Origin of the sequence: Methylobacter psychrophilus, from assembly GCF_025583945.1 — a bacterium.
Lineage (GTDB): Bacteria > Pseudomonadota > Gammaproteobacteria > Methylococcales > Methylomonadaceae > Methylobacter_C > Methylobacter_C psychrophilus.
The window spans coordinates 1-14,886 of the sequence record NZ_JAOEGU010000044.1 but is presented as its reverse complement, the minus strand read 5'-3'; the positions used below and the strand labels follow the sequence as shown (position 1 = coordinate 14,886).

Genomic DNA, 14,886 nt, shown 5'->3' with positions numbered 1-14,886 from the left:
CTATCTTATATTTGCAGCTATCAATTTGCAAAGGCGCTTCCATCGGGCAATTAGATAGCTTCTTTGCACTTCAGTCTTCCATTTCGCCATTGTCTTTTCACACTCGCTTGATCCAGATTGTTTTATGTTTAACATCTTTAGAGTTAATATTCCATACCCAAGCAGAGATCTCGCTACCCTAAAAAATTGCCACAATGCTCTATTTTCATACTCTTTAAGTTCTTTTACCTTACCACTATCATTAGCAAACTTTAAAAAAAACGCCCATTCCAACGGCTCAGCTCCATCGTTATGCTCGACAATTATTTCCGAGTCATAAATATCTTTGAGCACAGATAAAATAAATGCTTTCATCTTTGAAAAGTTTTCGTTGTTTACATCTGTAAAGCGACCGGAATAATGAGAAACAATATGATGTTTGAATGCTTCTTCTTGTCCAGGAATTACCTGCTCGAATTCTTTTAATGCCAAAAAAAAATTGCTTTCAAATTTTAGTAAGGTATCTATAGGTTTTGTAGTTTCTGACCAAGAAACATCTACTTCTGTACGATAAACGCTCATTGGTTTATTAATGTAATAGGCACCGCCATTACGTGAACCAAAAACCTGCATGAAGTAGTCACCAATAGGCGGTTTTGTTATTTTAAACCAATTTTGTATTGACATAAGCGTGCTTCGACGAGCCAGTATACTTGCTGTAGGCATAAAATCACCTCGTCCAATAATTATCTCTGGCAAGGTAAATATTCTGTCAACGGGAGAGCAAACTGAAGATAAAACTTCTTTTCCTTGTTTTTCATATTTAAGATAACAACTATGAAAAGTAATATCGATATTTTTCAATCTTGAAAGCGTAGCCACTTGTTCGCTTAACTTCTCAGGATCAATCCAATAATCATCCCCTTCGCATAATGCGACATATTGTCCACGACATGCATTTAAAACCCGACGAACATTTTTCATCATCCCAATATTTTCATTCGAATAAATAACTCGAATGAGCTGCGGATAACGGCGTTGGTAATCTAATGCAATCTGGCGAGTGTTATCTGTGGAACAATCTTCGCCAATGATCAGCTCAATCGGAAAATCAGACTTTTGCGCTATCACGCCCTCAATGGCCTTGGCCAAGTAAAGACCATGGTTATAAGTTATCATGTGGACGCTGACAACAGGCATTAATGCCATAATCGCAGAATCACTGATTTCGGTATATTTAACTTGACTAAACGCTTGCTGGCTCATAGATCCTTCACGTAAAGATTCTGCACGGGTTTTCCTCGTAGAATAAGTATAGTCCACAACTCATTAAATGCTTCTAAACGAAACAAACGACAGGCTAGTAAGTAAAATAACGCTCCCGCCCCAATCATAAGCCCAAGCTCAGCCGATGGGTGTAGGGTGAGATATATATGAATTGGCCATATGACTAATGTCATTAAAATGGATACAGTTAGGTAAGGAAGCAAATCCCGTGTTTGTTTCCAGGCCGAATAGTCGAGAAAAACTTTCGTATAATGAGCGTTGATCAGGAAACACAACACACCCACGACGACTTGGCTCCACGCGATGGCGAGTATCCCATAAAAACTAGCCACCACGATGGCGATGATACCAATAACCTTCTTCACTATCTCAATACGTAAAAACAAGTTTGAGTACCCTTGCGCCATGAGTACATTGAGATTGAGTACATGCAGCGGCCAAATTACTCCGCCAAGGCAAAGTACTTGTAGAATCGGTACGCTAGGCAACCACTTCTCGCCAATCAGAGTGATCACCAGAGGCTCGGCCACCACCATCATTCCTAGCATGGCCGGGATATTCAAAAGCATAATTGTCCGTAGAGCTTTGCGCATTCTTCGTGCTAATTGCACCTTGTCGGCTGCGTCAGCTGAAAAGATGGGGAAGGCCACCCGATGGAGCACGTTGGTTAGTACGTTTACAGGTAACTGTTGAGTATTATCAGCGCGGGTGTAGAACCCCAGCTCTTGGGCAGAAAACAACTTGCCGATAATTATGCTGTAGATGCGTGTATATAGTGTATCCAAGAGCCCCGAGAGCAACATAAATCCGCCGAAGCGGAACAGTGAGCGTAGGGATGCAAGACTGAATACCCATTGTGGCCGCCACGGATGCCAAAGCCACAGCAACACCACAGTGATCAAGGTCGAGGCCAAAGATTGTAGCGCCAGACTCCAAATCCCAAATCCCTTCCACGCCAAGGCCACCGCCAAAACACCGGATAGCAGCGAGGCCACCACACCTATTTTCATCAGGGCCTTAAAGTTTAGTACCTTGGTCAGTAACACACCTTGAATAGACGCAAATGATCCCAGTAATAGATTGAAAGCCATCACATAGGTGAGGCTCTGTAACACCGGCAGTTCGAAGAAACTGGCAAGCCACGGCACAGTATAAAGATTCAAGGTCGTTACAAAGGTTTTGTCCTGTAAGATGGGCTGCTCAAAAAATCGATCAATCCAAGGCGCTGCCAAACAGAGTCCCAGAGCTACAAACAGGCCAGTACCAAGGTTGAAGAAGAAGACAGTAGATTCATCTTTGCTCGTTATGTCCTGTCGCTGGATGAGTGCAGAACTGAAGCCGCTGTCAATAAATAGCCCCGCGATGCCTGTGAAAAGGGAAAGCATTGCCAGCAAGCCAAATTCCTCCGGTGAAAGCAGTCGCGCAAGAATAATCGAAACGAAGAACTGGAGTCCTTGACGCATGAAAATATCCGCGCCGCTCCAGAGTGTGGCCGAAAAAATTCGCTCCTTCAAAGCACACACTCCATGAGGCGGTATTCAGTGTTATCTTCTATAGTGTTACCTTTTATAAAGATAAAACCGCAGCCCTCATAAAGCTTAATCGCTGCAATATTATCCTGGTGGACTTGCAGGCGACACACGCGAAACAACCGGGTGCGCATAATACTCAACGCAAGACTCACTAATGCATAGCCGATACCCTGCCTGCAACAACTAGAGTTAACTATTAACATCGTTATAAATGCTGAATCCTTAGCAGGGTCATTGCAGTAGAAGGCTATGAATCCCTTAATTCCTCCCGCTTCCGTCAAACTCGCTATTTCTGCAAGGTAATAGATCTTTCTGAGATAGGCATCAATTTCCTGATCTGATAAAACCAAATAATATGCTGTCTGTCTTTCCGACTGAAGCAACTCTCGCAACTGTGGAATGATGGTATGCTCTGCTTTTGACTGTCGACTATCCATCTTTGGAATCCTCCGGCTTGATCAGGTGGTATCTGGCTAAAAGTTTCGAAGTGCCCGGAACCCCATTAAACATGAGCACATCAATAATTGAGAGAAAGGGAATAAACGGTTTTTTTTATTGAGGATAATCAATGCCTTCAGGTTGAAGAAAGCTTGGTTTAAGTCCATACTCAGTAAAGTGCTGTTTTTCGTAAAGTGGAATTCCACCGATAGGATTTACATAGTGACTGGAACCTAAGTAACGATTAATGTCGATAACACGATTTTCACCTTTCAAAGAGTTACCTTCCCCACTCATTGATAAAATTTTTTTCAAGCTCGATAATTGTTTTTTTTCTTGAATGAAGTTTCTTTGCTGGAACGCCAAAATATATTGTCCAAGGCTCGCAATTTTTGGTTACCAACGAATGAGCACCAACAGCGCTACCTTCAGATAATATTACGCCAGGCATTATAGTTGAGTTGATTGCTACACATGAATGACGCTCTAAAACAACGTTTCCAGCTTTATAATTGGGTTTGAATTTTTTAGGAATTGTTGACCCAACCATAGATTCACCCGACCCATCATCACTCTCAGTTAAAATGGTAACCCTGGACGAAACATTACAGAAATCGTGAAAAGTAATACCAGAGCCTCCAAACAATGCAGAATAACATCCAATATGAATGTGGTTTCCGAGGGTAATACTTTTACTTGCAGATAAAACGCAATAATCATCAATCCTAACATTGTCGCCAATTGAAATATTTTCGGAAAAATAAATACTTGCTTTCCTGCTAATTAGTACGTTGCGACCGATTTTATGGAAACCGATTTCAACGAGTTCTGCATTTGAATAGTAACTACTTTTCATCGCTGTTAATTTCCTGATCTGATAAAACCGAATAATATGCTGTCTGTCTTTCCGACTGGAGAAACTCTCGCAACTGTGGAATGATTGTATACTCTGCTTTTGACTGTCTATTATCCATCTTTAGAATCCTCATGCTTGATCAGGTGGTATTTGGTTAAAAGTTTCGAAGTACCCGAAACCCCATTAAACATGAGCACATCAATAATTGAGAGAAAGGGAACAAACGGTTTTTTTAATTGAGGGTAATGAATGTCTTCAGGTTGAAGAAAACTTAGTTTAAGCCCACACTCAGTAAAATGTTGTTTTTCGTAAAGTGGAATTCCACCGATAGGATTTACATAGTGACTGGAACCTAAGCAACGATTAATTTCGATAATACGATTTTCACCTTTCAAAGAGTTATCTTTATCCAATTCGGACGATAGTAGAATTTGACACTCAATTTCAAGGCAACCAGCTAAACATCGAATGAGATTGGTATTAAAATCACTAACATTGTTTGAGCCAAAATTCATTATCTCCAACAAAAAAGGATAAATCTCTATAAAGTGTGGCGCTTTTCGATAAGCAGAAGCTATGCTTTGCACTATTTTGGTGCGTGTATTTTGGTCTTCCACATAGTGTCGTTGGTTTATAAACAGGTTCTGTGAGGCTTTCTGAACGGGGTAGGTCAACCAATAAGGCTCTTGATTGATCAAAATACGATTCCTATTGACCCATCCTCTTTGAATGTGCTGTACATCATCAAGGATGACAAAAATATTACTACATTTCAATAACTGAAAGTACCCGATGTATGGAAAGAAGTAAGGCTGCATTGCCGTTACAATCATCTTCAATTCCTATTCATAAGACATAAGTAAACGAAGGACAGAAGCAACAGTATCTATTGCATTATCAGGTAAGCTTATTCCCGTCGGGAGCACAATGACTCTATCGGCCACAATTTTTGTATTAGGTAGCATTAATCCGGCGTGCGGATAAAGTGCCCGATACGGTAGCATGTTATGACAACCTGGCCAGAAATATCGCCGGGCCAGCACGTTTTCCGCCTGGAGTGCACGAACGATTTCATCCCGCTCCACTGGAAAACTATCCAGCACTTCAATCACCACATATTGATAATTATTGTGTTCATGGTCATTGTAATCAATTACTGACAAGCCCTTTATATCGTTTAGTCGCTTGGAATACAGAATATGATTACGGCGATTCACCTCGACAAACTCATCAATGGCATCGAAATTTACCAACCCCATCGCTGCTGCAATTTCGGTCATCTTTCCGTTCGTGCCAGGATAAATCACATTATCGTAGCCTGAAAATCCGAAATTTTTCATTAACCGCATTTTCCGAGCCAGATCGTCATTATTGGTGACAACTGCTCCGCCCTCGAAGGTATTGAAGAACTTGGTTGCATGAAAACTGAATACCTCACATTCACCAAAACTGCCAAGCATTTGCCCTTTGTGCGAACAGCCAAAAGCATGGGCCGCATCGAACATGAGCTTCAATCCATACTCGTCGGCAATTGCCTGCAACGCTTCAATCGGAGCGCTACGACCCCACAAATGAACGCCGATAATCCCGGTAGTGCGTGGGGTGATCATTCTGCGCACCGCGTCGGTATCTATGTTATGGGTATTTGGATCAATATCGGCAAACACAGGCGTAATTTCCTGCCATTGCAGAGCATGGGCCGTCGCGATGAAAGTGTAGGACGGCATGATTACCTCTCCCTTCATCTCAAGTGCTCGGATCGCAATCTCCAGTGCAATTGTACCATTGCACATAGCCACGCAATGTTTCACACCAAGAAAATCAGCCATTCTACTTTCGAATTCCTGCACCAGTGGACCGTTATTACTCAACCAGCGTCGGTCGAAAATCTCATTCACATATCTCAGAAACTCTTCCCGATTGCCCATATTCGGTCGACCAACATGTATTGGTTCTGCGAACGCTGGTGGCGCCCCAAATAGAGCCAGATCATTGCGAGATTCAAATCGTTTCATGTTAATTCTCAATGTACATATAGATTAATGATAAGGTGAATAAATACACTATGGAAAGATCCGCACGATAACGTTTTCGAGTCTCACTTTATATGATGTGTTATACGTCCACATGTCGCTGCTAATACCGCCGCTTAAATACGCTGCACGGGAATCAAAGTTATTGTCGGTGGCGTTAATCATTAATGCCCCATCGTACAAAACCTGGATATTACTACCACTAAAAACCATCTTGAGTGTATGAGATCCCGTCCCTACACTTGGGAGGTTGATCTGCTGCATCGGCGTGCCACTCCAGGTTGTCCAGTCACGGAATTTCACCAGTTTTAACACGTTTGAGCCACCTATTGATCCATCCGGATAGATCCAGGCACCATAATGAGCTCCCGTGGCTGAATTTACACGACCTCCCATTCCGCCCCCAAAAGCACCCGCCGGAAATTGAACCTGACTCTCTACCGAATAATCGGTCCATGAAGGGGTGTTGGCGTAATAGACAGCGGCATAAGTGGAGGGTGAACTCGAACCTTGCATGACTCCATTGGCCACGGTCCAGCTTCCCAGCACTGGAATCCACGGAGATAGAGGATTCGGCGTATTGAGAGGTCGCGTAAAGTCATCTGAAAACAACACGCCACTGGTCGACGTGACCGTGATTGCCACGCTGGCAACATTACTGTTGGACGTGCCGTTGTTCGCCAGGTAAGTAAAACTGTCGCTACCCACATAGTTCGCAATCGGTATATAGGCGAAAGAACCATTGGCATTGAGAGTGAGAGTCCCGTGTGAGGGGCTGCTCATTAATTGTGCCGTGAGGGTGGCTCCTTGGGGATCGGTGTCGTTGCTTAGTATCCCGGGTGCTGACTTGGTCAGAGTCGTATTTACATTGGTGCTGTAGGTATCATTTACCGAGATGGGAGGCTGGGTACTCCCAGGCAGGGTTTGCACGATAACATTACTGAGCCCCATCAGATAAGGCTTTGTAGATGTCCACATATCACCACTGATCCCACCGCTTAAATACGCTGCACGGGAATCAAAGTTATTGTCGGTGACGTTAATCATTAATGCCCCATCGTACAAAACCTGGATATTACTACCATTAAAAACCATCTTGAGTGTATGCGATCCCGTCCCTACACTTGGGAGGTTGATCTGCTGCATCGGCGTGCCACTCCAGGTTGTCCAGTCACGGAATTTCACCAGTTTTAACACGTTTGAGCCACCTATTGATCCATCCGGATAGATCCAGGCGCCATAATGAGCTCCCGTGGCTGAATTTACACGACCCCCCATACCACCCCCAAAAGCACCCGCCGGAAATTGAATCCGACTCTCTACCGAATAATCGATCCATGAAGGGGTATTGGCGTAATAGACAGCGGCATAAGTGGAGGGTGAACTCGAACCTTGCATGGCTCCATTGGCCACGGTCCAACTTCCCAGCACTGGAATCCACGGAGATAGAGGGTTGTCTGTATTGGGAGGTCGCGTAAAGTCATCTGAAAACAATACGCCACTGGTCGATGTGACCGTGATTGTCACGGTGGCAATATTACTGTTGGACGTGCCGTTGTTCGCTAGGTAAGTAAAACTGTCGCTACCCACATAGTTCGCAATCGGTATATAGGCGAAAGAACCATTGGCATTGAGAGTGAGGGAGCCGTGCGAGGGGCTGTTCATTAATTGTGCCGTGAGGCTGGCCCCTTGGGGATCGGTGTCGTTGCTTAGTATCCCGGGTGCTGACTTGGTTAGAGTCGTATTTACATTAGTGCTGTAGGTGTCATTTGTTACTACAGGAGGTAAATTATTGGCTACCAGTGCAGGGTAGCGAACTTCCACACTGGAAACTGAAGTGCCAACTTTAAGTTTGAGCCCACGTTGAGTGATACGGTAATCGCTTGGATTGGCTGGTGATCCATCAAAAAAAACTTGTAAGATGCCGGCGTTGCCTCTTGCCCCAGGTTGCAAGTCTATTTCAACTGCCGTGGCGCTATCGGTAGCACCTGCTATTGTAGTTTGTGCAATAGCAGTATTACCACTGATACTGTAGTTCTGTGTAACTGTGACATTGGAGCGTAACCGCCACCAATCATTTATCTCAACAGAGTTGGATGCCCATATTCGCGGTTTAGCAGTACTATAGGCAACATAGTCGCCTTCTATAGTTCCTGGTTGTGAAGCGTTATGCCCATAAATATTAATCAATGCACCGAGATCATAATAGAAGTCAACAGCTGCCGTCATTGTCAAAAACGTGTGATAATCCAAAGCTTGGAGAATGTCTCCTGAATAATACCAGTCACTGACAGGTAGCGTTATAGTCGAATAATACTTTCCAAGAGTCTTGGTTGACATTGTCCAATGTGGAAAAGGGCTGATTTTTTGCTCACCCGCGCTTACTACTCGCAACTGCTGGAGAATATCGTAAGAGTCTTCGCGTGTAGAATTAAAAAATGGTGATGCCCAAGTGCGAGGGCAATTGTTCGCTAGGCCACATCCAGATCGGCCATTGTCGAAACCAGCCAACCAGCCTTCTATATCCTGGTAGGATAAAGAAATTGATGCTTTAGCATAATCTTTACCGCTGGAATAGCCTGCTGGGACAAGGTCAATAGCTTCGTCCGGTCCCCAATGAAAATAGGTATAATTCAGGGGATTTAGACCCAGCGAGTTAGGGTTTGCCAAGCCACCATTGTGCGATCCGATGGTCGCGCCGTAATTGGAAACAGCACGTTGTAAACTGGCAATGACAGTGAGTTTGTCGGCCATTTGCTCACGTAAAGAGCCGGTACAGAAATAATAATCACCTTTTGCGCCAAATGACTGTTCGAACGCAGCTGAATTTTCGATTGATCTTATTAGAACAGGATCGTTCTCGAAGTCATGCCGGACGACCAATGCTGCGTCATATTGATATTGCCACGCACTGAGTTTGATGACGGGAAGTTTGGCAGACTCGAAAGCCCATTCAATTGCATTCCGAAATATAAGATAATTATACATGCCTGAATCATAACTGCCATGCCCCAAAATCGGCTGGGATACACTGTAGTAGATAAGCTGTCCGTTGCCATACGACTTAATCGCCAACAGGGGATTTGAAGGTTCTTGAGCAAGGACAGTAGCGTCAGTCACACTAACCTGCCAAACATAGTGATTTCGATTATATGTATAGTTTGGCGCTATCCCCCATGAAATTTCGTCAGAGGATAGCGGAATACGCCATTTTAACAGGCCATCTGGAATATTGGAGACCAGGCGGTGGTCAGCGACTTTTTCAAACTGCATAGTTAAGCCCCAGTTTAAATGGCTGGGATTTACCATGTGAACCCCCATCTCATTAGCCAAAGCAAAGTCTCCTCGACTGGTTCCGTCAGGGTTACGCGTAAATGCTGAAGAGCCTACTAAAAGAAATCCACCTGCATTGACATAATTACGAAGAGTTGGTATTTCAGTATCGCTAATCGCTTCGGAAGCCAAGCTTATTACTATAGGGTAACGGGGCGAGCCATCCGAGAAAAGCAGCTTGCCTGCGGTAATATCTGCATCGCTTACTTCAACAAATGGTGTTCCATCTGAGCGAAGTGCTTCTTTTAATGATTCATGTGCCACAAAATAATGCCATGGCGTATACCACCATTCATTACCCGAAGTTCCTGATCCTGTAGGTGTTGGAGACTGTGCCGGCATTGTTTCCAAAGCTTGTGTAAGTTCAGAAACATGGATTGCAACTACAGGGTTAGGTGTTGCAATCGCGTACTGTGGCAGCCCAATAACCATTGCCAAAATAATAATCAGATATAAAACTGGTGATAAAATAATCCCGATATTAAATTTTTTTATCGCTACCATGATAATGGCTCCATCAAGCTGGAAAAAACAGATTTGACATTTTGCACATTTAAAAAATAATCATTTAGAATCAATTAATTAAAAAATGATGTTTTTAGTAAAAAATAATATATTAGTTTAATATCAATAGGATGCTAAGCATGCTCAATGTCGGATAGATTTTTAATTCTGAATTAAATTTAAACAGATTCTGTCTTTCTTGAAAGCATGTCGATGGCTTCACTTACTTCTTCACACTGCGCCCTACTTAAATTGGCGTGCATAGGCAACGAAAGTACTTCATTTGCTGCCTGTTCGGAATGAGGAAAATCTCCTTTGGTATAGCCCAAGTCCGCATAGGCAGGTAAAAGATGCACGGGTATCGGATAATGGATGCCGGTCTGAATACCTTTGGCTTCTAATGCTTGTTGCCATTTACTTCTTTGCCGGGTACGGATCGCATAGATATGGTAAACATGCCGGGCATATGACATTACCTCAGGTATCTGCACTCCGCTATCGGCTAACAACTCGTTGTAATGCTCGGCTGTTGTTCGCCGTGCTTCGGTCCATTTTTCCAGGTGACGCAGTTTGACCCTTAGCACAGCACCCTGGATACCCTCCATGCGATAGTTATAGCCTTTGAGCACATGCTGATATTTCTGCTCTGCACCCCAATCACGCAGCATACGGATGGTGCGGGTATATTCGGCATTGTTGGTCACCACCATGCCACCTTCTCCGTAAGCACCCAGATTTTTGCCCGGATAAAAACTAAAACAGCCCATGTCACCCAGGCTACCCACACGTTTGCCCTTATACTCTGCGCCATGAGCTTGGGCGGCATCTTCAATGACTACCAAACCATGGCGCTTGGCGATTTCCAGAATGGGGTCCATGTCCGCCGGTTGACCATACAGATGCACAGGGATAATGGCTTTGGTTTTGTCGGTGATTGCCTTTTCGATGGCCTTTACGTCAATAGTGAAGGTGCGCGGGTCAATATCGACAAATACGGTTTTGGCGCCGGTATAGTCAATCGCTGCTACGGTCGCCACAAAGGTAAAGGGGACGGTAATCACCTCGTCGTTGTGACCAATACCCGCCGCGAGTAGGGCAAGATGTAACGCACTGGTTCCGGTGTTTACGCCAATCCCGAATTGGGCCTGACTATAGGTGGCAAATTCCTGTTCAAATAAGGCTACTTCGGTGCCTAAAGTAAACTGACAGCTTTCTAAAACACCTTGAATAGCGGTATTAACTTCATCTTTAATTTCGGTGTATTGGGTTTTCAGATCGACGAACGGTATCATGCTACTTTCCTGCCTTGATGCATATGTATGCCGTTAAGTTCGACACATCGACCACGCTCGTTCATTGAGCGGGTAGCGGCTTCGATTAATTTTATTACTCGCAGACCCAGTGCTCCATCGGTTAATGGCGTTTTGCCATTTTCGATGCAGTCAGCAAAATGTTTACCCTCGATGCTCAGTGCCTCGGCAGCATCCAACTTGGGTGCCCACATATCTCCAGTGCGGTAGCCAACCCGCATTTCGTAGATTTGCTGGGGGTCATCGGTAAAACTGATGCCCTTGTCGTAAATCTTGATCTTTTCACTTGGCTCCAGATCGTCATAGATGATCATGTTTTTGCTGCCGCCAATGAGAATCTGCCGTACTTTTACCGGTGCCAGCCAGCTGGCATTGATATGCGCAATAATTCCCGAGTTATAGAACAAGGTAAGGTAGGCCAGGTTTTCCGGTGTGCCGGGAAAGTGGTTGACACCGACAGCAGATACCGCAATTGGTTGTTCACCCAGTAGATAGTCAAGAATCGAGAAGTCATGTACCGCTAAATCAGAAATGACGTTAACATCTCGCTGAAACAAACCGAGATTGATTCGGGTAGAATCGTAGTAAAGAATTTCACCGAGTTCACCGGCCTTTACCATATCCCCCATCCTCGATACCGCTCCTGTGTAGAGGAAGGTATGATCGACCATCAGCACGAGCTTACGCTTTTCGGCTTCATCAACCAGCATGCGTGCCTGAATTGATGTCTCGGTCATGGGTTTTTCCATCCATAAATGCTTGCCAGCCTTGAGAGCAGCCATTCCGAGTTCAAAATGGGTACTGACGGGCGTCGCTACTGCAATAGCATCGATTTCTTTATTCTCGATCAGATCCTGAAAACGCGTAGTGGTCTTTATCCCTGGATAGCGATTCTGGATGAGTTCAAGTCTTTTCGGATCAAGATCAGCCACACTTTCAACTTTAATTCCCGGTGTCTCACTGAAGTTCCTCACCAAATTAGGACCCCAATAACCGTATCCAATAACGCCTATTTTAATCATGATAGTTTTCCTTAAATCGAATAAAAAAATTGTATTATTTATGTCGGGACGTTTGCTTGGTTTTGGTAATCCAAGTAATCGTGAGAGCTGAAAGAACGGCTATCATAGATATCGCTATTTACTCTTGCTTGCGTGTATGTCCAACTACACGGGCAGGAACGCCGGCAACAATTGCATAATCAGGGACATCTTTGGTCACTACTGCGCCGGCACCGACCAGAGCATTTTTACCAATAGTGATACCGCACAGGATGGTTGCATTGCTGCCGATTGAGGCACCGGATTTAATGCGGGTGCGAATTAATTGCCAATCAGCTTCCGTTTGTAATTCGCCGTCTTCACTGACCGCTTTTGGGTAGGTGTCATTAATAAACATGACACCATGGCCTACAAATACACACTCCTCAATCTCTACACCCTCACAAATGAAGCTGTGGCTGGAAATCTTGCATCGGGCACCAATCGAAGCGCCTTTTTGTATCTCCACAAAAGAACCAATCTTGGTACCAGGGCCAATTTGGCAACCATACAGATTAACGAGGTCGGGGTGAAATATAACGACACCTTCGCCTAACTGAACATCTTGGTTTATCATTGATTACTTGCTCCGAAGGTAACGGGACTATTGCAGGGTTAAGCCAAACGTGAGGTTATTTAATTACCCAATAATTAACCTTATTTTTAAACTTTTCATTTTGAAGTATAGATCAAATATATTGCTTTATATTCCCCCCCGAAATCATATAAAAATATTATTTGCTGACACATTCGGTATTGTTTTAAATTATAGTTTTTAAAATCAACTAAACAATTGGTATAAGTACCTACGTAAAAATACTTACAATAAATGCTTACATATCTAACAAAAAAAATCAGTTGACTTTTCTCCCAAGAATTTTTATATAAGCTCGGTAGATAAGAAATAGTTAAAGATCACCAACCAACGGCCTGTGAAAATTGCCAGGACGTCAGATTTAAACTCAGCAATGACTGTGGCCGGGACAGTCTCCTGGAATTGAGCCTTATGATTTATACGGCACCTCTGCACTTTAAAACAGTCTCAATCGTTCTGAATAATATTTTCACATCTAATAGAAGAGACCAGTTCTGAATATACCGAATATCGAGTCTCACTGAATCATCCCATTCGGCTTTGCTTCGTCCTTCTACTTGCCAGAGACCGGTAATCCCGGGTTTCATCTCAAGTATTCGTTGGAGATGCCACGTCTGGTATTTCTCAACTTCGTAAGGAAGAGGCGGTCTCGGACCAACCAGGCTCATATCGCCTTTTAATACATTAAAAAACTGCGGCAGTTCATCAATACTGGTTTTTCGAATGAATCTTCCAACCTTGGTTATTCTGGGATCCAATTTAATTTTATAGAACGGTTTTTCCTTATCCCCCTGATTGACTTTAGTGTGGCTACCATTGATAAAATTGTGGATGTATTCACGGTGTATGTTGTCATCCAAATTCACCTGCATGGATCGAAATTTGTAGAAATTAAAAGGAGTGCCTTGTTTGCCCAAACGGATTTGTCTGAAAATGATCGGCCCTGAAGATGTTGATTTGACAGCTAATGCGGCCATTAACATAACCGGCATGAAAATAACGATACCAGTAATCGAACCTATGATATCAACGCCTCTTTTTAATAGTAATTTAAACCATGAACCGCTCTTTGAATTTTTTAGCTTAAAAGGGAAAGCATCCGGGCGAATAGAGCCAATTTTTTCAAGGCTTTCAAAAATATGATCAGGATAGCTTGAGGTAGTCGCAGAAAATTGTGGTTTTTTATTATCATTAACTAATTTTCCACAGAGTTCTTTCGCGCCTTTTTCGTCAGTATCAGGAAGAAGCACGCCTATAGTTCGATTATTGACAAAGCCGCTAATATCAGTGTCTCGTATCTTTGTTCGAATGATGTCCAAGATATTTTGCATATTAACGACTTCGCTATCGTCCTCTTTTTCAAGGGTCAGTAAAATAATTGATAGCGTGGATTTGGACCGTTGCGCCCTAAGCTTCTCAAGATGTAATTGGTCAATAAAATAGGAATCATAAAATAGCTCATCGGAAGCAATTCGATATTGACTGGAATTATTTGGTAGAGCAGAGGATGGTTCAGATTCTTTCAAGAAAGAGCCGGTTTTTTGTATTTTCATTTCAATGCTATGTGATTTCATATAATCCAAATCCTGCAAGTTCCAAGAACTTGTTTATGATTTTTTAATTACCTGTTTATTTAAATCATTTGTTTAAAATAAACAGGCCGAAATTATTCCCCCGTTTTCCTACTTACCTGATTTGTAGGGTGCTTCAGTCTGTAATAAAACGTCATTATTTCGGCAGGAGAGCCAAAATTCAGAATTATGCGTGATAATTTTTACGTGATTTTAAAGCTTATATAGATTTCTGCATTAATACCAACATGACTGAGGTTCCTTGCTGATTGGGCCTACCTACCTATAGACTTTCAGAAATTAAACTTCCATAACATGATGATTTAGTTTGCACGGATACCATCCGTGCAAACTAAATCATCATGTTATGGAAGTTTAATTTCTGAAAGTCTATAGGTAGGTAGGCCC

At 43.2% G+C, this 14,886-nt stretch carries 12 protein-coding genes; all 12 read right to left on the bottom strand.

Annotated elements, in window-relative coordinates:
- On the bottom strand, nt 1-1,245 hold the full coding sequence (locus N7974_RS15985) for a glycosyltransferase family 2 protein (RefSeq protein ID WP_262966585.1): 1,245 nt from the start codon (nt 1,243-1,245) through the stop codon (nt 1-3).
- Complete coding sequence (locus tag N7974_RS15980) at nt 1,242-2,780, bottom strand: lipopolysaccharide biosynthesis protein (RefSeq protein WP_262966584.1); 1,539 nt, start codon at nt 2,778-2,780, stop codon at nt 1,242-1,244. The genes N7974_RS15985 and N7974_RS15980 overlap by 4 nt, the downstream gene beginning before the upstream one ends.
- The gene (locus tag N7974_RS15975) at nt 2,777-3,235 is read right to left on the bottom strand and encodes a GNAT family N-acetyltransferase (protein WP_262966583.1); all 459 of its coding nucleotides are present in this window, start codon (nt 3,233-3,235) and stop codon (nt 2,777-2,779) included. Before N7974_RS15975 ends, N7974_RS15980 begins: the two co-directional genes overlap by 4 nt.
- Nucleotides 3,236-3,350: 115 nt before the next feature.
- Nucleotides 3,351-3,512, bottom strand: coding sequence for a WbqC family protein (locus tag N7974_RS15970; protein WP_262966582.1), 162 nt, complete (start codon nt 3,510-3,512; stop codon nt 3,351-3,353).
- 4 nt (nt 3,513-3,516) lie between these two features.
- On the bottom strand, nt 3,517-4,092 hold the full coding sequence (locus N7974_RS15965) for an acyltransferase (RefSeq protein WP_262966581.1): 576 nt from the start codon (nt 4,090-4,092) through the stop codon (nt 3,517-3,519).
- A 110-nt stretch (nt 4,093-4,202) separates the two neighbouring features.
- Nucleotides 4,203-4,925 (bottom strand): WbqC family protein, encoded by a 723-nt coding sequence (locus tag N7974_RS15960; protein ID WP_262966580.1) that lies wholly within the window; start codon nt 4,923-4,925, stop codon nt 4,203-4,205.
- 9 nt (nt 4,926-4,934) lie between these two features.
- The gene (locus tag N7974_RS15955; RefSeq protein WP_262966579.1) at nt 4,935-6,107 is read right to left on the bottom strand and encodes a DegT/DnrJ/EryC1/StrS family aminotransferase; all 1,173 of its coding nucleotides are present in this window, start codon (nt 6,105-6,107) and stop codon (nt 4,935-4,937) included.
- 48 nt (nt 6,108-6,155) lie between these two features.
- Nucleotides 6,156-9,962, bottom strand: coding sequence for an Ig-like domain-containing protein (locus N7974_RS15950; RefSeq protein WP_262966578.1), 3,807 nt, complete (start codon nt 9,960-9,962; stop codon nt 6,156-6,158).
- Between the two features lie 179 nt (nt 9,963-10,141).
- Complete coding sequence (locus N7974_RS15945; RefSeq protein WP_262966577.1) at nt 10,142-11,254, bottom strand: DegT/DnrJ/EryC1/StrS family aminotransferase; 1,113 nt, start codon at nt 11,252-11,254, stop codon at nt 10,142-10,144.
- Nucleotides 11,251-12,294, bottom strand: a complete 1,044-nt coding sequence (locus tag N7974_RS15940) for a Gfo/Idh/MocA family protein (protein WP_262966576.1) — start codon at nt 12,292-12,294, stop codon at nt 11,251-11,253. The genes N7974_RS15945 and N7974_RS15940 overlap by 4 nt, the downstream gene beginning before the upstream one ends.
- A 118-nt stretch (nt 12,295-12,412) precedes the next feature.
- Complete coding sequence (locus N7974_RS15935) at nt 12,413-12,889, bottom strand: acyltransferase (protein WP_262966575.1); 477 nt, start codon at nt 12,887-12,889, stop codon at nt 12,413-12,415.
- 434 nt (nt 12,890-13,323) lie between these two features.
- Entirely contained in the window at nt 13,324-14,481 is a 1,158-nt protein-coding gene (locus N7974_RS15930; RefSeq protein WP_262966574.1) for a sugar transferase, read from the bottom strand.
- Nucleotides 14,482-14,886: the final 405 nt, after the last annotated feature.

Bases quoted from the DNA above. Each gene is read 5' to 3' on its own strand.
- N7974_RS15955 (WP_262966579.1), bottom strand. From the start codon at position 6,107: ATGAAACGATTTGAATCTCGCAATGATCTGGCTCTATTTGGGGCGCCA.
- N7974_RS15950 (WP_262966578.1), bottom strand. From the start codon at position 9,962: ATGGTAGCGATAAAAAAATTTAATATCGGGATTATTTTATCACCAGTT.
- N7974_RS15940 (WP_262966576.1), bottom strand. From the start codon at position 12,294: ATGATTAAAATAGGCGTTATTGGATACGGTTATTGGGGTCCTAATTTG.
- N7974_RS15935 (WP_262966575.1), bottom strand. From the start codon at position 12,889: ATGATAAACCAAGATGTTCAGTTAGGCGAAGGTGTCGTTATATTTCAC.
- N7974_RS15960 (WP_262966580.1), bottom strand. From the start codon at position 4,925: ATGATTGTAACGGCAATGCAGCCTTACTTCTTTCCATACATCGGGTAC.
- N7974_RS15975 (WP_262966583.1), bottom strand. From the start codon at position 3,235: ATGGATAGTCGACAGTCAAAAGCAGAGCATACCATCATTCCACAGTTG.
- N7974_RS15985 (WP_262966585.1), bottom strand. From the start codon at position 1,245: ATGAGCCAGCAAGCGTTTAGTCAAGTTAAATATACCGAAATCAGTGAT.
- N7974_RS15930 (WP_262966574.1), bottom strand. From the start codon at position 14,481: ATGAAATCACATAGCATTGAAATGAAAATACAAAAAACCGGCTCTTTC.
- N7974_RS15945 (WP_262966577.1), bottom strand. From the start codon at position 11,254: ATGATACCGTTCGTCGATCTGAAAACCCAATACACCGAAATTAAAGAT.
- N7974_RS15965 (WP_262966581.1), bottom strand. From the start codon at position 4,092: ATGAAAAGTAGTTACTATTCAAATGCAGAACTCGTTGAAATCGGTTTC.